This is a genomic window from Holospora elegans E1 (assembly GCF_000648275.1).
Lineage (GTDB): Bacteria > Pseudomonadota > Alphaproteobacteria > Holosporales > Holosporaceae > Holospora > Holospora undulata_A.
This window is the reverse complement of sequence record NZ_BAUP01000150.1, coordinates 1-17,907: the sequence shown is the minus strand read 5'-3', so window position 1 is coordinate 17,907 and position 17,907 is coordinate 1. Positions and strand designations below refer to the sequence as shown.

Here is a 17,907-nt window from a genome sequence, read left to right as displayed (position 1 = left end):
GAAGTTGGCCAATGGATTATCTTTTATACGGATAAAAAAAGGGATCTTGTGGTCACACAAATAAGTCACACAAATAAGTGATCCAATCTTTGCCCACAAATTCGCGATCAGCTGAAAAGGAGAGAATTTTATCGACCCCAAAGATTTCCTTAAATTGGTTTAATAAGCTGATGCGTGCTTGGGTGTGCGAATTTTTCTGGTGATCAAGCATGCTCCAAAACAAAGGAAATGTAATCTTTCCAACTTTAACAGCTAGTACGAGGCAATTGATATTCTGCGTTTCAAACTTCCAATTGGTGCCATCGAGCATTAAATGCATTTTAGGAACTTGCTCCCAAATGCTTGATATCAAGGCTTTTGAGAAGAGTCCAGAATCAATTCCTTGTCCTTTTAAAAAAACGCCTGACGCGTTCAAGCTTGGATTTTATTGAAGCTGGAGAGTTCATCTTGTGGATCAGCGCAGGATGCTGAACATTTCGCTGATCGATCATACTAAGCACGAAAGTTTTAAAAGTCTCTGCGCTGGATGAGAGGTTAATTTGCATTAAACATTTTTGTTTATTTTTAATAAAATAGCCTCTCTTTCGGATCTTTTAAAGACCCTTCAAAAAAGTGAGGGGGAGTATGAGTGCAAGGTTAAGTTAGCACAAGCTTTTTGATGTACGAAAAATATAAAATTTTATTTCGAACCTTTTTTCAGAGCCATCGTTATAAAGCATTTATGCAAACCTTTTTCTTAATCAGAAGTAGAATAAAATCATTGAGGATCAAAGTTGACCAGATGATATTAAAATAGTAAATGGGTATACGATGAGTAGTGCTGTGTTATGAAATTTCTACGAAAAATGATATTTTATTTCTTGTAGCTGAGCGCAAATTAGAATATTGGTATGATGGACTATCGTGTTTGAATTTTATGTTAATAGAATATGAAAACATCTTCCATTTTTAAAAAATATCTATTATTATTTTCAATAGATTCGTTAAGGAGTGTATAAACAAGTGCGTTTTTTTAATTTTTTATTGATAAGTTTATTGTTGTCTGGATGTGCGCCTCGGATAGGTAGCCGTGATTATGCGTTAAGCGGCGTAGGGGAGACATGCACAACATTGCCTGGAAAGATCATTGCAAAAAGGACAGTAAATGTTTCTGGAAGTTCAACGACAGAAGATGATAATAAGCCTGGTGTTGGTGCTCTTGTTGGTGCGCTAGCTGGCGGGTTGGGTGGATCTGCTATCGGACAAGGAACGGGAAGTCTTTTTGCAGCAGCAGGGGGAGCGCTTGCAGGTGGAGCAATAGGACACTATGCTGCAAGAGCGTTAACTGATCAAGACGGGGTGGAATACCAAATACAACTTGATACGGGAGCATTTTTAACTGTTGTTCAAGGTCCTAGCCCAGCTTTATGTGTTGGGCAAAAAGTTTTTGTTGTTCAAAGTCAAAAAGATCGCAGTCGTGTGATTCCGCGATAAAAATAGCAACTAATTTTTGAACCGTTATTTGTGTATAAGGCTATTTTTTTAGTGCACTAAATGTTTTCTATCGTAGTTTTTTTTGATGGGGTGCTTTTGTGGGGGGAATAAAAAAAGTGTCCTTAGCAATATAGCGTAAGACTAGGGATCTGAAGGTAGAAGAGGAAATGATGTTTTTGGACGCGTACGTAAAACAATCTTCCTCTAGATGTATGTTTCTAAATTTCAGACTTTTCAAAGACATATGATGTATTAAAAAAAAGGGGGGTAGTCGTTATCCATCATTAGCGCTGCACTTTAGTCATGAGTTTGCGTTTTAAAAGCAATCTCATTTAAGCGAGGGGGCTAAATAAACAAGAAGGGGGCTAGATAAAAAATTCAATTTGTGATAATAACTGATATAACACTTTTTTAAAATACTGAAGTTAGAGGCCTTATGACAATTGATCATTCCAATTCAAGCGTTTCCGTGGAAACAAAAAGAAAGAGCGTTGATGAAGTTTTTCGAGAAATATCTGAAATTTTAGCCCAGTCGGTTGCACATAATAAAGAAATTACTATGGATTCCAGCATTACAGGAGATTTTGGTGCAGATAGTCTAGATCAAATTGAGCTAGTAATGGACTTAGAAAAAAGGTTTGGCTGTACGATTTCTGATGAAGAAACCAGCAAGATCAAAACAGTGGGAGATATCGTTGGGTTGGTTATGCGGTTGTCTAATGAAGAAAAAGCATGAACCGTCGCGTTGTTGTAACAGGAATGGGGGTTATAAGCCCTCTTGGCGTTGGTATAGATTGGGTTTGGAATCGGTTAATTAGGGGCGAAAGCGGCATTCGCTCTATTGACCTAGAAGACGAGGATATTCCTTGTAAAATTGCAGGGGTTATACCGGAAGGAAGTGAAGACGGACAGTTAGATTTTTCTTGTTGGATAAAGCCCACTGAGCTTCGAAGAATGGATAGGTTTATTGCGCTTGCTGTGGTTTCTGCAAAGGAAGCGTTAAAAGATTCGAACTTTGATCCACGTCTTGAGCCTGAAAAAACGGCTGTGTTTTTCGGCTCAGGGATCGGAGGGCTCCCTTTGATTGAAAAAAATGTTAATGCTTTGGCACGCAGGTATAGAGAGGTAAGTCCTTTTTTTGTTCCCGGAGCATTAATAAATTTGACCGCAGGACAAATCAGTGTTCTGACTGGGGCTAAGGGGCCTAATCTTGGATTTGCTACCGCGTGCGCTGCAAGCTCTCACGCTATTGGGGAAGCATTTTGGGCCATTAAAGCTGGAAGAGCAGAGACTATTATAGCGGGGGGAAGCGAGTCAACGGTTTGTGAAATTGGTATTGCTGGGTTTTCTGCTATGAAAGCTTTGTCCGTGCGAAATCACGAGCCAGAAAAAGCATCCCGCCCCTGGGACAAAGAACGCGATGGATTTGTCATGGGGGAAGGAGCAGCAACTCTTATTTTAGAAAATTTAGATCATGCTAAAAGCAGAGGTGCTAAGATTTACGCGGAACTAGTAGGATATGGTGCAACAAGTGATGCTTACCACATAACAGCTGCTTCTGGAGAAGGAGCCTACCGAAGCATGAAAGAAGCGCTGGAAGTTGCAGATCTTTCCCTAGAAGAGATAGGGTATATAAATGCACACGGAACATCAACTCCTTTAGGCGATAAAGCTGAATTAGAAGCGGTAGAGCGCCTTTTTGAAAATGTTTCTAAGGAAAAATTGCCACTAATGTCCTCTACAAAATCTTCTACCGGGCATCTTTTAGGAGCGTCTGGTGCATTAGAAGCATTTTTTTCTATCATGGCCCTGCGTCATGCTATTGTTCCAGCTACATTAAACTTAATATCTTTTGATTCTACGTCGTACAATTTAGGAATTGATTTGGTTCCTTGTGTATCGCGGAAAGTTAATAATCTTTGCCATGTTCTTAGCAATTCTTTTGGGTTTGGCGGAACGAATGCTACTTTGATTTTTAAGGCATGGGATTCTTAGAGCGTTTGGTTTTGGGTGCTCTTTATGTTGGTAAAGGGCGCAGCTTTTTGTGTTTTTAGTCAAATGTGAGTACGAAGAGCAAAAGTGTACGTGCTTACGCTGTTCAGTTATTGACAACGCAACAGTGCACAGGGGGGGGGATAGAGATAAGAGATAAAAATCACTGTAATATCGGATAGGCTAGAAAATTTTTTATTCCAAGGATAAGAAATTATTTAAAGTTCATCGCTTCAAACGTTTTAATCTTAGTTTTTTGTTTAAAAAAATGAATAGTAAATACAAACGTTTATAAAATTTACATAAAATCACACCCACACAGCAGGTCTAGTAAAAACAAACCAAGAAAGTTTCCTAAAATTCTAGCAAACCTTTTGCGTAATTAAAAACGATCGATTTTTAGAAAATATTTTTATAGAGATAAATAGTATGAAAAAATCTTAAGTGCTTGGGGTAGACAAGATCTGATTTCCAAAACTGTAAAAAACAACGCAGAAGGGTAGATAATATGGTATTGCATTCTTTATCCCCATGAAAAAGGCTTTGAAAGAAAATGGACTTGCTCTTCTCTCTCTATCTTCCTTTCTCTTGAACTTAATCTTATTGAGCAGTAATAGACTACTTTTTCGTAAACTATCATTTAGATGTTTAGTTCCTAACTCTTATGATGTAATCTGTAAAAAAGTTAAAGAAACAAATTTATGGGAAATAATATATTGCATACGAATGCCAAAACACCGCCAAAATCAGAAAAGAAATACAAGAATCTAAAAAGAGCGCCCCAACGCTTGCAAAACGCTATCCCCTAAACGTCAAGACGGTTCTAAAATGGAAGAAGACATCAAGCTGTTGAGATAATAAGCGCTCGGACCCGACACAGCCAAAGCGCGTCTTATCCTTAACGCAGCACCATGTGATTTTCCAATTTAGACGATTTCTAAATTACCGCTTGATGATGTTTATGTACCAAATCAAATTGAAAGTGTTGGACTAATGCGTTGAAAGCTGTCATTGACGCGGTCGACAAGATCCATGGCGATGTTGTTTCAGGTTTGGTCGAAAAAATTGCAGCACACTCTGGCAAAACTCTTTGGCAGAGAAGAAAAATCGATTGTTGCGCACATGTTCATTCTTCTCTGGTTGGGGCTAGGGAGGGCAAATAACGCAACTCAATGCCCCCTTTCTTTTGCTGCTTTTTGGGTGTCTTTGCTTGTGTTATAAGGTCTTTGATCCAAGATCAGGTAGAACGGCGCCTTTGGACAAGCGTCTTTCAGCGGATCAAAAAACCTCTTCAAGGGGGTTAAGGACACCATCGTAAGGCGCATCCCTCCCATCAGGTTCACGTAGGCCGTCGTAGCAATGGGGGGCCTGACAGGTGATTTTCGTTGCCATGGTGGGGGGCATCACCAAACAGGATAGTTCGGCAGTATTGTCATCACCGTTGAATAAACGCTTCCTGCTTGGCTGCCTTTGCGGGCTGTGTTTCTGGATTTTTAAATGAAAAGTTATAGGCGTGCAACGTCTTGCTTTGAATCGTCTACGCAATACCTAAAGAACATATCACTTACTTTCACATACGCACGTAGTGGCTTTCCAAATGTGCGATAAGTTTTGCTGTTTGTGAAAAATTCAGCTTGCTTACAGAGCCCCAGCTTGACACCATTAACCTTTGATCTTCCTTCTCCTCTACGATCGTCAATCAGAAGAGCCTCTAGCAATTTGACGCTCCACTCTGATAACAAAATTGCCTTAATCCTATCTTCTACGCGTCGGTTCGTAACGCAACACGATCTCCTTCTTTCAGAAATCTTTGTATAAGAAACATTATTAAACTTGTAAACAATTTCATTCAGCATGAGTGTATCTACAATGTTTTTAAGAAATATTATTAAGAATTGTACATTTAAAATTACTAAAAGAACCTGTATTCATGAATAAAATAAAGGCTTGAAGGTGTAGAAGAAGAATTATCCAAACGATTTAAAAGAGAGAGCAAGATGTGAAAAATCATCATTTTGATAACGGCAATTACGGAAATAAAAGCAAATACAACAAAAAAAAGTAATGAGATATTTTATATAATCAAAAGCGGTTGTCAATGGCGCATTCTACCAAAAGATTTTCCACCATATTCGACGGTACATTCGTTTATAGACGATGTAGGATTAAGGGGGTATGGGAAAAAGTAATGCATGAACTTGTTAAGATACGCCGAATTAAGTATGAAAGGAGCAAGAATCCCAGCTATAGCATCATTCACAAAGTGTTAACCCCACAGGTGCCTCAGAAAAAATAGGTATAGATGGGGGAAAAAATACGTAAACGGCATAGTGTTGTTGATACGCAAGACAATCTGCTTCATATCACGGTTCATAAGGCCAATACGCATGACACAGGTGCTGGGTGCAGAGTTTTTAAGGAAGCGGTGCAAAAATCATCATACATTAAAGGGAGTGTGTGCAGATGCTGGATATAGAAAATCCATGAAGGAATTAGTGAAAACTAATTGAATAAAACTATAGCAATCTCAGAGTGTATAGCAATCTCAGAGTATATATCTCAAAGATAGGCTATACTTGCCAAAGCGTTGGATTGTCGAAAGAACGCATGGCTAAATCATTTTCGAAGGGTATCTAAAAATTATGAAATTTCTATAGCGACTGCTGAAAACATGAGTATGATAGCCCATTCCATGATCCCATTAAGAATGGTTAGCTGAATCATTAATACAGGTTATAAAATCCGGACTGATAATGGTGCTCAATTTACCTATGCGCTTCTAGCTGAGCATCTTTGTCCCCCCCCCCATCCTTTTGATGCAACGTGTAAAGCTTATAAAACTTGAGCATAGGCTTACACAATTTAGACATCCTTGGACCAATGGACAGGTGGAGGGTACAAACAGAATGATCAAACAATATACAACAAAAACATATATTATCAGTAATTGGAAAAACTTAAAAAGAATTTGATAACTTTTGTTTTATATTATTAATCATCGACGTAAACTTAACTCATTGAGATATCAAACTCCCTTTGATATCTTTCTTAAAGAGTTTGATCACAATCCAATATATGGTGTTGGGACTGAACAGTTAATGATTAATAAATACGATTTTCCCTTAATTTTTTCCATTCCTGCATGAACCGAAGAAGATCTTCTTGGGTATGAAGGGCTTTCAATCCAATACGCAAACGTGCTTGATTTGGGGGGACTGTAGGGGGGCGAATTCCAGAAACATAAATATGTTTAAAGCCAAGGTAATGTTGAATTTCCATAACGCTTTCTTCGTTTTTCAAGATGATGGGAATAATGTGCGTTGTACTTGATCCAATATCTTCTCCTTGTTCGGTTAGCATTTTTCTAAAACTTTCACCAAGAGATTTCAGGTGAAGGCGCTCTTTGTTCATTGTTTTGATCAAGTTCCACGCTCGAAGTGCCGCTGCCACAACGCAAGGAGAGGGGGCTGTAGAGTAAATAAATCCTTGAGCCTTGTTAATCAAATATTCTTTTAGTATCTTGCTGCACGCAATGTATGCGCCACTTCCCCCCAAAGCTTTGCTGAATGTGCCCATAATGATGTGAGGAACTTGGCTCCAATCTTGCAAGGTAGAACATCCATATCCGTTAATACCAAAAAGTCCTGTTGCGTGAGCTTCGTCTAAATATACAAAAGTCTTGTATTTTAACGCTAGTGCATGGATGTCTTTTAGGGGGGCTGTGTCTCCATCCATTCCAAAAACTGTTTCTGTTACTATAAATTTAGGTCTAGAGTCTTTGGCATATTTTTCTAATAAACATTGAAGATGTTTTGTGTCTAGATGACGATATCGCACCCATTCACACTGACTGAATAGTAAAGCTTGATAAATACTGGCATGATTTAATCGATCAGAAAACACAACTGGGCAGCCCCCTAATATTCCACGATCTAAAATTGCTGATAAAACACTGAAATTAGCTTGAAATCCTGAAGAAAAAAACAATGCCGCTTCTGTTTTTTTATCTAAAGCGATTTGTGTTTCAAGTTGATCGCAAAAAGGATGGTATATAGAAGAAATTCTAGAGGATTTTGCCCCCATCCCATAGATCTGTATTGCGTTGATGGCTTCTTTTAAAATTTTCGGGTGTTGGCTTAATCCTAAATAATCATTATTGGAAAAGTCTAAAACAGAAGAAAATTTTTCTTGACGAAAAATCGGTAATTTGCGATACTTCAGCGTGTTATTTAGTGTGTGAATGTAGTCTTGATATGGAGTGTACATTTTCTGCCTGCAAAGGTTCTTGTGAAAAATCTTCTTTGTCCTGCTTTACATTAGAACAAGCGCAAGGGCTTTTCTTTAAGCCTTTTTTGGAACTTTTATACGAAGCACAACAGCTTCATAGAAAAAATTTTTCTTCTAGCACTGTGCAGATTAGCACGCTTTTAAGCATCAAAACAGGGGGATGTTCAGAAAATTGTGCCTATTGTCCCCAATCTGCGCGCTATAGGACGGGGGTTAAGGCATCTCCACTGATGGATCTTGAAAAAGTAGTGGTGGCTGCAAGGCGTGCAAAAGAGGCAGGGGCAACGCGCTTTTGTATGGGAGCTGCTTGGCGTGAACCAAAAACTCAAGATCTTGATCGAGTGTGTGAAATGGTTCGTGCAGTAAAAAAGCAAGGAATGGAAACCTGTGTTACTTTGGGAATGCTAAAGGAGGATCAAGCCTTACAATTAAAACAAGCCGGATTAGATTTTTACAATCATAATATCGATACGTCCATAGAGTTTTACGATAAGGTTATCACAACTCGGACCTTCCAAGATCGATTAAATACGTTAGAAGTTGTGCGAAAGGTTGGAATTAAAGTATGCTGCGGGGGAATTATTGGAATGGGAGAAAGTAATGAGGATCGATTAAGAATGCTTGTTCTCTTGGCTAATTTAGCTCCACCTCCAGAATCTGTTCCTATAAATCAATTGATTCCTATCCCAGGGACTCCGCTTGCAGACCGTCAGGCCGTGGATGGATTTGATTTTGTTCGTATTGTTGCAGTGGCACGATGTTTAATGCCCAGGTCTTATATCCGCCTTTCAGCTGGTCGTGAAAACATGTCTGACGAACTTCAAGCGTTGTGTTTTATGGCGGGAGTTAACTCTATATTTTATGGGGAAACGCTCTTAACCGCTGCCAATCCTAAACCGGAAAAAGATCTAAATTTGTTAAAGCGTCTTGGAATTTCTGCGGAAAATTTTTCTTAGCGTTGGAAAAAACGTACCTTAATTAAAAAGTGCTCTGTAAAAAATAGAAAAGGAGCAGTTCAGATGTTAAGTTTTTTAAGGCATCGCATTGGTTTTTAAAGCATATGTATGGCATAATAATGAACATGTGTGCGGCAAAGTAGTCTTTTGAGAAAGTAGAGGATTAAGAGAATGTGGAAAACCTTACATCAACAATTTATAAATTTTTTTAAAAAAATCATAGAAGTTTAAAAATTCTTCAAAGTTTACATAAAATTGTTGCTGATATTAACGCTCTAGAAGCTCAAATGAAGGCGCTTAGTAATGAGGCGCTTCAGCAAAAGACTAAAGAATTTAAAAATCGTCTTCAAGAAGGGGCATCCTTGGATAGTCTTCTTTGTGAGGCATTTGCGGTTGTTCGTGAAGCTTCAGTAAGAACTTTGGGAATGCGTCATTTTGATGTCCAGCTTTTGGGGGGGGCAGCTCTTCACAAGGGAATGATTGCGGAAATGAAAACGGGAGAGGGAAAAACTTTGGCTTCCACTGCTCCTGTTTATTTAAATGCTCTTACAGAAGAAGGAGTTCACATTGTTACAGTTAACGATTATTTAGCCAACCGTGATGCTTCTACATTGCGTCCTTTGTATAGTTTTTTAGGGTTGTCTGTTGGGTGTGTGACAAGCGATATGCCTTCTTATGAAAAACCCCAGGCGTATCGATGCGATATTACTTACGGCACTAACAATGAGTTCGGTTTTGATTTTTTACGAGATAACATGAAAACTCGCTTAGAAGATCAAGTGCAGCGTGGGCATCACTTTGCTATTATCGACGAGGTTGATAGTATTCTTATCGACGAAGCGAGGACTCCTTTAATTATTTCAGGACCTTCAGAAGATTCCTCGCAATTATATCAAGTTATTGATCAAGTGGTAGCAAAACTTTTACCCGAACATTACGAAAAAGACGAAAAACAAAAAATATTTCTTTTACAGAACAAGGATGGAAAACCGTTGAACACTTGATACAGGAATCTAATATTGTTCAAGAAGCAACATTATTTGATGCCAAGAACACGATGCTCGTTCATCATTTAAATCAGGCGCTTAAAGCTCGATTCATGTTTGAAAAAAACATAGACTACATTGTGCATAATGAAGAAGTAATTATTATCGATGAATTTACTGGACGTATGAAAAAAGGAAGCAGGTATTCAGATGGGTTGCACCAAGCGCTAGAGGCAAAAGAGGGCGTAGAAATCGAACCTGAGAATCAAACTTTGGCTTCTATTACCTTCCAAAATTATTTTTTGATGTATAAGAAGCTTGCAGGAATGACAGGAACTGCAATGACTGAATCTGCGGAATTTCAAGAAACGTATAGTTTGCCTGTGGTGTGCATTCCTACGCATCGTTCAGTACGCCGAAACGATTTGGATGATGAAATTTTTGCAACTTTTTCAGGAAAGATAAAAGCAGTGGTTCAACTCGTGAATGAATGTCGTCAACGTCAGCAACCTGTTTTGGTGGGAACTTCTAGTATTGAAAAAAGTGAGATTTTTTCAAATGCTTTTAAACAAGCAGGCATTCCTCATCATGTTTTAAACGCCCGTCATCACGAACAGGAAGCGGCAATTATTGAAAGAGCAGGGCTTCCGGGAGCAGTGACCATTGCAACCAATATGGCAGGACGCGGAACAGATATTCAATTGGGGGGAGCAATAGGAAGTGAGCTTGCACTTCTTTTAAAAAATATAGAAGATCAGGAAGTAATTCATCGTATAGAGCAAGAAGTTAGAGAAAAAGTTCAAGAACGAAAAGAAATAGCTATTCAGGCAGGGGGATTATATATCGTAGGAACTGAGCGTCATGAAAGTCGTCGTATCGACAATCAGTTAAGAGGACGCTCTGGACGGCAAGGAGATCCAGGAACTTCTAAATTTTTTATTAGTCTTGAAGATGACTTAATGCGGGTGTTTGGGTCTAATATTGAGTTTGTCAAGCGGTCTTTCTTGAAAGACAACCAAGATGACAGCGTTCCTGTTACACATCCGTGGCTGACACGTAATATAGAAAAAGCTCAAGGAAGGGTGGAAGCACAGCATTTTGAACGACGCAAACAATTGTTAAGGTATGCTCAAGTACTAAACGAACACAGAAAAGTTATTTATGAAACAAGAAATGATTTGTTAAGAGAAAAAGCGCTAGAGGTATTTCAAGATACACAAGAAGCGTTAGTTCACAATTTTATTTCTTACTATACAGATCCTAAAAAGTTACCTGATTTTTGGGAAATATCAACTTTGAAAGAAAGCATAAAGCGAGTATTTCAAATAGAGGTGGATATTCAGCAGTGGATAGAACAAGAAGTCTTATCTCCAGATATTTTGGAAGAAAGAATTCTGTCGTGCATTGAACATGCCTACCAGAAGCAGACAGAAATATTAGATACAGAGTTGGTTCAGTATATGGTGCAAAACATTTTGCTGCAGACTTTAGATCAAGAGTGGACGAAACACTTAAACGTCATGTCCCATTTAAGAGAAGGGATTCACTTACGTTCTTATGGCCAAAAAGATCCTTTAAATGAGTATAAAAAAGAGTCTTTTACATTATTTAAACATATGATTCTGGAATGGCAAGAAAGATCTTTGACTCAGTTTTACAATATAGATCCATCAAAGCTTTTGGAAAAATGGAACAGTATGTACGATGATGATATGGATGAAAAAGATGAACTGATAGAAGGAGCAGAGGAAAAAGATTTAGATAATTTTTATTTTGAACACTCTCCTGAAGAAATAAGCCCTAAAGAAACAAGAAAAAAAGTAGAGCAAGATGATGAAAAGCCAGATCTAGATATTGGTAATACGAAAGATCAAGCTCCTGACTATTCTTCTGTTTCTAGAAATTCTCCGTGCCCATGTCAATCTGGAAGACGGTACAAGCATTGTCATGGAAGTATGGAAGAAGATGCGTTCTTGTAAAGTTTATTTTTAAAAAATCAGCATTCAGCACTTCAAAAAGGGCAGGGGGAGGCTCTTTTTGGTTGTTAAGGAAAGAATAACGATATTTGTTTAGCGTTTTTTTAGTTTATATTTACGCGTTTTTTGTAATAGTTAATTTATTTTTACGGTATTGTGTTTGTTAAAAGAATTAACTACAATGAATAGATCTTTCAGTAACTGTATGTTTATGTCTGAATTGAATGTTTTTCTTAAGATCGTTCAAGGGATTATCCCTTGCCAAAAAGTTTGGGAAGATTCCTACACCTTATGTTTTAAAGACGTTTCTCCTAAAGCTCCTGTGCATGTTTTGTTGATACCTAAAGGGGAATACCTAAATGCTTTGGAGTTTTATAAGAACGCCTCTACTGAAGAAATTTTATCCTTTCAAAAAGGAATAGTTGAGGTTGTGGAGCTTCTTGGACTTGAAAAAAACGGGTTTCGTGCTATAACGAATCAAGGAAATTATGGTCATCAAGAAGTGCCGCATTTTCATCTTCATATTTTAGGGGCAAAATAAGAGTAGGGGGTTAGTATGGGGTGGGGTATTTTTAAAAACAAGCGAATAAAGTCAAGTATCCTTGGGGTTCTTTTAATACTTTTTTGTTTTGGTATCGTTTTTCATTGACGCTTTAAATGAAGAATAGCTTGCAAAAAGTAGTTTAGAGCCTGGAGTTTTGGTGATGTCGTTTTATACAAGGCGCCTAGTAAGATGAAATTAATGAAAGAAAACTACAAAAATTGGCTCTATTTTTATTTATGAAATTTCTCTTGATCTTGCCAGAAAAGATTGCTAATGTAGTATTGATTTTTTTATGTGTATTAATATGCGGTTTTTGATTTTTGAGATAGAAACTTGGAGAACTTTAGAAGGTCAGTTTTTGAAAATAGTCTTTAGCATCGTCGTATCAACTGCTTTTTTTTTGTTTTTAGGGTGTCAGGAATTAAGAAGTTCAGAAAAAGTTGGCCTTCCTACCGAACGACAGTTAAAAACTTATGACAACATGAAACCTTTGTTCCCCAGCCCCTTAGAGCTAGCAGAAAAAAAGTCAGAACCCTTTAAAAAAGCTTTTGCTTTGTGGTATGGTGCCTTAAAAGCATTGGCGCGAATTCCTTTGGAAATTTTCGATCCAGAGCGTGGATTTTTACAAACGCATTGGTATATTCCAAAAGATCTTCCCAATCATCGTCTTCAAGTGAAAGTTTGTATTATTCCTTGCCAAGAAATTCGTGTGGAGGCATTATCTGTTACTGTTCTCCATCAAGTTTTAAAACAGGAGCAATGGATCATTATTCCAACTTCGTTAGAATTAGAGCAGAAAATTAAGCGCAGTATTTTACTGCATGCTCGCGATTACGCTGTTCAAAATAAATAATCTTTAAAGAAGGAGTGTCCGTATGAATCACCACAATTATTCTCCATTATCTTGTGAGAAAAAATGGCAAAAAATTTGGCAAGAAAGTAATGCCTTTGAACCTTGCGATCATTCTAAAAAAATGTACGTTTTAGAAATGTTTCCTTATCCTTCTGGGCAGTTACATGTAGGTCATGTAAGAAATTACGCATTAGGAGACGTTATTGCACGTTTTTTTCAGCAAAAAGGGTACAGCGTGTTGCATCCCATGGGGTGGGATGCTTGTGGGCTTCCTGCAGAAACCGCTGCTTTAAAGCAAAAAGTAGATCCAAAAGACTGGACATATCGTAACGCAGAAAATATGCGTCAACAACTTCAAGCGTTGGGGCTATCATTGCAGTGGTCTAGAGAGCTTTTTTCTTGCGATCCATCTTACTATGTTCATGAACAAAAAATGTTTCTTAAATTTTATGAACAGGGAATCGCTTATCGCAAGCAGGCAGAGGTTAATTGGGACCCGGTAGATCATTCCGTTCTGGCCAATGAACAGGTTATTCAAGGAAGAGGGTGGCGTTCTGGAGCATTAGTAGAAAAGCGCCTTCTTGATCAGTGGTTTTTCAAGATTACTGATTTTGCAGAAGAGTTATTGGAAGGATTGCAGCAGCTCACCCAATGGCCTGAGCACGTAAAGCGCATGCAAGAACAATGGATTGGAAAATCGCAAGGTGCGTGTATCCAGTTTGGTGTCTGGGATACTCCCTTAACGTTTACGACATTCACCACTACCCCTGAATTATTGTTTGGTGCAACATTTTTTGCTCTTTCTATTCAGCATCCTCTAGCGGTACTTTGGGAAAAAGAAAATCCAAAAATCGCAGAATTTTTAAAAAAGCAAAATTGTAAAGATACCTCTACTCGCACAGCAGAAACTGAAGAAAAAGAGGGAGTTTTTTCTGGATATTATGGAAAGCATCCCTTTTTAGGGCAAAATCGGATTCCAATTTACATTACAAACTATGTTCAAGGACATTACGGAACTGGTGCGATTTTTGGATGTCCTGCCCATGATGCGCGGGATTTTGAGTTCTCTAGACGCTACGGACTTTCGGTAACTTCTGTGATTCGTCCATTTGAAGCGCAAACGGTTCCTTTTCAAAGTGATGGGCGCATGGTGGATTCAGAATTTTTGAATGGGATGACAGTTTCCGAAGCGCATCATTCCATGTTAAGAGCGTTAAGTAAGCAAAGTTTTGGACATCCTCAAACGGTGTATCGATTAAAAGATTGGTGTGTCAGCAGGCAAAGATATTGGGGCGTGCCTATTCCTGTTATTCATTGTCCTTCTTGTGGAATAGTTCCTGTTCCACTAAAAGATTTACCCGTGATTTTACCAGAAGATGTGATGTTTGAAGGAAAGGGGAATCCTCTTGCTGCACACCCAACGTGGAAGCACGTTCTTTGTCCTTCTTGTCAAGCGCAAGCACAAAGAGAAACAGATACATTTGATACCTTTGTAGAATCATCTTGGTATTTTGCAAGATTTTGCGATGCACATAATACTCAAGAACCCTTTTCTAAAGAATCCATCGAGACATGGATGCCAGTTGATCACTATATTGGCGGAGTAGAGCATGCAATTTTACACCTTTTGTATGCGCGGTTTTTTTCAAGAGCTTTAAAAGCTTGTGGATATTGGGATATTGAAGAACCTTTTCAAAGACTATTTACTCAAGGGATGGTGTGTCATAAAACGTACACAGCCCAAGATGGAAGCTATCTTTACCCTGAAGAGATAGAAAAACAGGAAGATGGCTCTTATTGTCGCTCTAGTGATAGAAGCCCAGTAACGGTGGGGCGCAGCGAAAAAATGAGCAAATCTAAGAGCAATGTAGTAAGTGTAGATCATATGATAAAGACTTACGGAGCAGATACTTTGCGGCTTTTTATGCTTTCAGACACCCCCCCAGAAAAAGATTTGGAATGGAGTATTGAGGGGATTGAAGGATGTTGGAGATGTGTTCACCGATTCTGGAATGTTTTTTCGGAAACTCAGAATAAAATTTCTTTTCATGATCATCTAAAAAAGCCTAAAAATTTTTCTTTGATTGCTAAAAACTTAAGAAGAACCACACACCGCAGCATTTGTTTTATTGAACGTGCCATCAAAGGGTATCATCTGAATAAGTATATTACGTTGTTGCGAGAGTTAGGGAATGCAATTCAAGATTTTCAAAATGATTTTCAAAAAGATGATGATTCTTCTTCCTGGGCCTTAAAAGAAGCGGTTTTAGCTTTTATTTCTATGATGGCTCCTGTTATGCCTCATTTAGCTCAAGAGCTGTATAACCATATAAACCCTGGTGTGTTTATCCATTCTGTCAAATGGCCATCTTATGAAGAAGCCTTGCTTCAAGATGAAGTGGTTACGTTGGCTGTTCAAATTAATGGAAAATCAAAGGGAACGATTGAAGTTTCTATTCATGAAGATGAAGCGGAAATACTAAAAAAAGTTTTAAAAGTTCCAAAGTTTCAAGCAGTGTTAAACGGAAAAGAAATGCACCGTGTCATTATTATTCCTCATAAAATTGTAAGTATTGTTGTGTAAAATAGGAAAGATATGTTGAAGTTTTTTTTTGGATGCATTCAGTTGAAAGAGTGTAAAGCCGTAGTCTTGAATAAAAGAAAAGGAAATATTGTATGAATATTTTAACTCTTAAAGATGCTGCGTTACATGTTCATAAGAAGGTTATACTGTCTAAAGAAACTGTGCACATTTATGCTGGAGAAAAAATTGCTCTAGTAGGGCGCAATGGGTGTGGAAAGTCCACTCTTTTAAGAGTTCTTGCTCAAGAACTTGATATTGAGGAAGGGGTTTATATCCCAAAACCTGGATTGTCTATTGCATATCTGTGTCAAAATCATAAAAATGTTCCGGAATGTTCCGTAGAAACCTTTTTGCACGAAGTCTTGAAAGCGCCTCACTTGGCGTTTCAGGCAGAGGAACTTTTATTAACTTTAAACTTAGATCCTAAACAAAAGCTTTCTCAGCTGTCAGGAGGGGAATTAAGGCGAGCATATATTGCAAGAACTTTGTTAATTCCGTCAGATTTAATTATATTGGATGAGCCCACCAATCATTTAGATATCGTGGGTATTGAGTGGCTAGAATCGTGGATTTTAAAATCCAAGCAGGCATTTATTATTGTTGCTCATGATCGAAAGTTTTTAAAAAACGTTACGCAACGGACGTTGTGGCTTCATCAAGGAAAACTAAGGTCAGCCCCCGTGGGATTTGAGGGGTTTGAAACGTGGCAGGAAACTTTTTTGCAAGAACAAATTCGTATTCAGTCTCGTTTAGATGTAAAATTAGCTCAAGAATTGCGCTGGTTGGCTCGTGGTGTGACTGCGCGACGACGACGAAATGAGGGGCGCTTATCCCGTCTTAAAGAGCTGCGCGCGCAAAAAGCAAATTTCAGTAAAAATCAGCAAAAAATGGTACCGTCTCGCCAAGATGATGTAGGCCTTACACGACAATTAATGGAAGGCTGGAATTTGGGGTATACGTTACCAGAGGGCAGGGGGTTGTTCAAGGAGCTCAATTTTCGCTTGCTGAAAGGTGACCGTATAGGAATTATAGGGCCAAATGGATGTGGAAAGAGTACATTAATTCGTGTTCTTACCAAAGAAATAACGCCTAGCGAAGGAATATTAAAAACTGCTTCTACGCTTCATTGGAGCATGTTTAAGCAAAATCAGCCTATAGAAGAGCTTTCTTTTTCGGTCAAACGTTTTTTGTGTTCTCAAGGGTCAGACTATGTAGACGTTCAGGGAAAGCAGCGTCATGTGGTTGCGTATTTAAAAGAGTTTTTATTTTCTCCAGAACAAGCTCACTGTCTTGTTCAAATGCTTTCGGGGGGGGAAAGAAATCGTTTGCGTTTGGCAAAGCTATTATCTCAAAGTCCTGATTTGTTAATCTTAGATGAACCTACCAATGATCTTGATATTGAGACTTTGGATTTTTTAAAAGATTTTTTATTGCAGTATGCGGGAACTATTATTATTGTATCTCATGATCGGGATTTTCTGGATGATGTGGTTTCAAGCGTTTTAGTTTTTGAATCTCAAGGAAAGGTTAGAGAGTTTGTTGGAAGTTTTAGTGAATATCTTCAAGCAGAGTCAGAACGCCATGCATTTTTTAAGATTCCAGAAAAATCGTCAAAACCTTGTGCTGAAAAGTCTTCTAGTGTTGAAGCTTCGGCGCGATCTTCTTTGAAAAAAGAAAAATTATCTTATCGAGAAAAATTTTTACTGGAAAATGGATTACAGGAAATTGAAGAGCTTTTAGATCAAAAAAGGAGATTAGAAGAGCAGTTGGTGCATTTTCAAAGGAACTCTCCTCTTCCACTTAACGCATCTCAAATAGAGCAGCTTTCTGTCATGAGTCAAACGCTTTGTGAGTGTTTAGAAAAAATTCAAGAAAAAGAAGAAGCCTGGATTAACGTTGCAGAAAAAGAATCTCGCCTTTGCAGCAAAGATGAAAAAGATTGCTTACTAAGGCCCGTCCTCAATTAAGCAAAACGACAAGTAAAACCAAGTGAACAACGCCCATAGAATTTACGGACGTTTATCATAGCGCGAGGCAATGGCTTTGCATTGCTTTCAGTTTAGCAAAAAAATTCTAGATCGAATGACGGGATTTAATAAAAATACGTATCATATTTCTGAAAGAAGGAGATCGTGTTGCGTTACGAACCGACGCGTAGAAGATAGGATTAAGGCAGTTTTGTTTCCGACAAAGGGGAAGCTATCGTCAAATTGCTAAGGCTCTTCTGATTGACGATCAGTCGTCATGTAGAGAAGT

General features: G+C 38.2%; 17 protein-coding genes and 1 pseudogene. 13 read left to right on the top strand and 5 right to left on the bottom strand.

Annotated features, from left to right (window positions below):
• Nucleotides 1-52: 52 nt before the first annotated feature.
• Both HE1_RS06030 and HE1_RS09240 read right to left on the bottom strand, forming a co-directional pair.
• A complete protein-coding gene (locus HE1_RS06030) occupies nt 53-415 on the bottom strand; it encodes a hypothetical protein (RefSeq protein ID WP_052567440.1) in 363 nt (120 codons plus the stop codon).
• Nucleotides 375-545 (bottom strand): hypothetical protein, encoded by a 171-nt coding sequence (locus HE1_RS09240; RefSeq protein WP_162531315.1) that lies wholly within the window; start codon nt 543-545, stop codon nt 375-377. Before HE1_RS09240 ends, HE1_RS06030 begins: the two co-directional genes overlap by 41 nt.
• 457 nt (nt 546-1,002) lie before the next feature.
• Between HE1_RS09240 and HE1_RS06025 the strand changes: the two genes are divergently transcribed.
• The 4 genes from HE1_RS06025 to HE1_RS09235 all read left to right on the top strand — a co-directional run bounded on the left by HE1_RS06025 (nt 1,003) and on the right by HE1_RS09235 (nt 4,628).
• Nucleotides 1,003-1,473 carry a glycine zipper domain-containing protein gene (locus tag HE1_RS06025; RefSeq protein WP_035545767.1) on the top strand — a complete coding sequence of 157 codons (471 nt, stop codon included), beginning with the start codon at nt 1,003-1,005 and terminating at the stop codon, nt 1,471-1,473.
• Between the two features lie 436 nt (nt 1,474-1,909).
• On the top strand, nt 1,910-2,209 hold the full coding sequence (locus tag HE1_RS06020) for an acyl carrier protein (protein ID WP_006291263.1): 300 nt from the start codon (nt 1,910-1,912) through the stop codon (nt 2,207-2,209).
• A complete protein-coding gene (fabF, locus tag HE1_RS06015) occupies nt 2,206-3,468 on the top strand; it encodes a beta-ketoacyl-ACP synthase II (protein WP_035545759.1) in 1,263 nt (420 codons plus the stop codon). The genes HE1_RS06020 and fabF overlap by 4 nt, the downstream gene beginning before the upstream one ends.
• 995 nt (nt 3,469-4,463) lie before the next feature.
• Nucleotides 4,464-4,628: a hypothetical protein gene (locus HE1_RS09235; RefSeq protein WP_162531314.1), complete on the top strand. Its 165-nt coding sequence runs from the start codon at nt 4,464-4,466 to the stop codon at nt 4,626-4,628.
• Nucleotides 4,629-4,634: 6 nt separating this feature from the next.
• Here HE1_RS09235 and HE1_RS09230 read toward each other — a convergent pair whose 3' ends face one another.
• Both HE1_RS09230 and HE1_RS06005 read right to left on the bottom strand, forming a co-directional pair.
• Nucleotides 4,635-4,778 (bottom strand): hypothetical protein, encoded by a 144-nt coding sequence (locus HE1_RS09230; protein WP_162531313.1) that lies wholly within the window; start codon nt 4,776-4,778, stop codon nt 4,635-4,637.
• Nucleotides 4,779-4,970: 192 nt separating this feature from the next.
• Nucleotides 4,971-5,321, bottom strand: coding sequence for a hypothetical protein (locus tag HE1_RS06005; RefSeq protein ID WP_035545384.1), 351 nt, complete (start codon nt 5,319-5,321; stop codon nt 4,971-4,973).
• Nucleotides 5,322-5,480: 159 nt separating this feature from the next.
• On the opposite strand from HE1_RS06005, the gene HE1_RS10535 reads away from it, so the two are divergent.
• Nucleotides 5,481-5,654, top strand: a complete 174-nt coding sequence (locus HE1_RS10535) for a transposase (RefSeq protein ID WP_206537249.1) — start codon at nt 5,481-5,483, stop codon at nt 5,652-5,654.
• A 113-nt stretch (nt 5,655-5,767) separates the two neighbouring features.
• On the top strand, nt 5,768-5,941 hold the full coding sequence (locus tag HE1_RS08430) for a hypothetical protein (protein ID WP_006298925.1): 174 nt from the start codon (nt 5,768-5,770) through the stop codon (nt 5,939-5,941).
• Nucleotides 5,942-6,567: 626 nt separating this feature from the next.
• Here HE1_RS08430 and HE1_RS05990 read toward each other — a convergent pair.
• Nucleotides 6,568-7,731, bottom strand: coding sequence for an aminotransferase class I/II-fold pyridoxal phosphate-dependent enzyme (locus HE1_RS05990; protein ID WP_035545385.1), 1,164 nt, complete (start codon nt 7,729-7,731; stop codon nt 6,568-6,570).
• Between HE1_RS05990 and bioB the strand changes: the two genes are divergently transcribed.
• From bioB to HE1_RS09225, 7 genes and pseudogenes are all read left to right on the top strand, one after another.
• Complete coding sequence (bioB, locus tag HE1_RS05985) at nt 7,719-8,708, top strand: biotin synthase BioB (protein WP_166354055.1); 990 nt, start codon at nt 7,719-7,721, stop codon at nt 8,706-8,708. The genes HE1_RS05990 and bioB overlap by 13 nt on opposite strands.
• Nucleotides 8,709-8,941: 233 nt before the next feature.
• Nucleotides 8,942-11,673 (top strand): annotated as a pseudogene (secA, locus tag HE1_RS05980) (preprotein translocase subunit SecA).
• 202 nt (nt 11,674-11,875) lie between these two features.
• Nucleotides 11,876-12,211, top strand: a complete 336-nt coding sequence (locus tag HE1_RS05975) for an HIT domain-containing protein (RefSeq protein WP_023492124.1) — start codon at nt 11,876-11,878, stop codon at nt 12,209-12,211.
• Between the two features lie 361 nt (nt 12,212-12,572).
• Nucleotides 12,573-13,067 carry a DUF3576 domain-containing protein gene (locus HE1_RS05970; RefSeq protein ID WP_162531280.1) on the top strand — a complete coding sequence of 165 codons (495 nt, stop codon included), beginning with the start codon at nt 12,573-12,575 and terminating at the stop codon, nt 13,065-13,067.
• 22 nt (nt 13,068-13,089) lie between these two features.
• Nucleotides 13,090-15,651, top strand: a complete 2,562-nt coding sequence (gene leuS / locus HE1_RS05965) for a leucine--tRNA ligase (protein WP_006303656.1) — start codon at nt 13,090-13,092, stop codon at nt 15,649-15,651.
• A gap of 92 nt (nt 15,652-15,743) precedes the next feature.
• A complete protein-coding gene (locus HE1_RS05960; RefSeq protein ID WP_006303657.1) occupies nt 15,744-17,618 on the top strand; it encodes an ABC-F family ATP-binding cassette domain-containing protein in 1,875 nt (624 codons plus the stop codon).
• A gap of 76 nt (nt 17,619-17,694) precedes the next feature.
• Complete coding sequence (locus HE1_RS09225; RefSeq protein WP_206537250.1) at nt 17,695-17,868, top strand: hypothetical protein; 174 nt, start codon at nt 17,695-17,697, stop codon at nt 17,866-17,868.
• The last annotated feature ends 39 nt before the right edge of the window (nt 17,869-17,907 follow it).

Bases quoted from the DNA above. Each gene is read 5' to 3' on its own strand.
- HE1_RS09240 (WP_162531315.1), bottom strand. From the start codon at position 545: ATGCAAATTAACCTCTCATCCAGCGCAGAGACTTTTAAAACTTTCGTG.
- HE1_RS06020 (WP_006291263.1), top strand. From the start codon at position 1,910: ATGACAATTGATCATTCCAATTCAAGCGTTTCCGTGGAAACAAAAAGA.
- fabF (WP_035545759.1), top strand. From the start codon at position 2,206: ATGAACCGTCGCGTTGTTGTAACAGGAATGGGGGTTATAAGCCCTCTT.
- HE1_RS09230 (WP_162531313.1), bottom strand. From the start codon at position 4,778: ATGGTGTCCTTAACCCCCTTGAAGAGGTTTTTTGATCCGCTGAAAGAC.
- HE1_RS06005 (WP_035545384.1), bottom strand. From the start codon at position 5,321: ATGCTGAATGAAATTGTTTACAAGTTTAATAATGTTTCTTATACAAAG.
- HE1_RS08430 (WP_006298925.1), top strand. From the start codon at position 5,768: ATGGGGGAAAAAATACGTAAACGGCATAGTGTTGTTGATACGCAAGAC.
- bioB (WP_166354055.1), top strand. From the start codon at position 7,719: ATGGAGTGTACATTTTCTGCCTGCAAAGGTTCTTGTGAAAAATCTTCT.
- HE1_RS05990 (WP_035545385.1), bottom strand. From the start codon at position 7,731: ATGTACACTCCATATCAAGACTACATTCACACACTAAATAACACGCTG.
- HE1_RS05975 (WP_023492124.1), top strand. From the start codon at position 11,876: ATGTTTATGTCTGAATTGAATGTTTTTCTTAAGATCGTTCAAGGGATT.
- leuS (WP_006303656.1), top strand. From the start codon at position 13,090: ATGAATCACCACAATTATTCTCCATTATCTTGTGAGAAAAAATGGCAA.
- HE1_RS05960 (WP_006303657.1), top strand. From the start codon at position 15,744: ATGAATATTTTAACTCTTAAAGATGCTGCGTTACATGTTCATAAGAAG.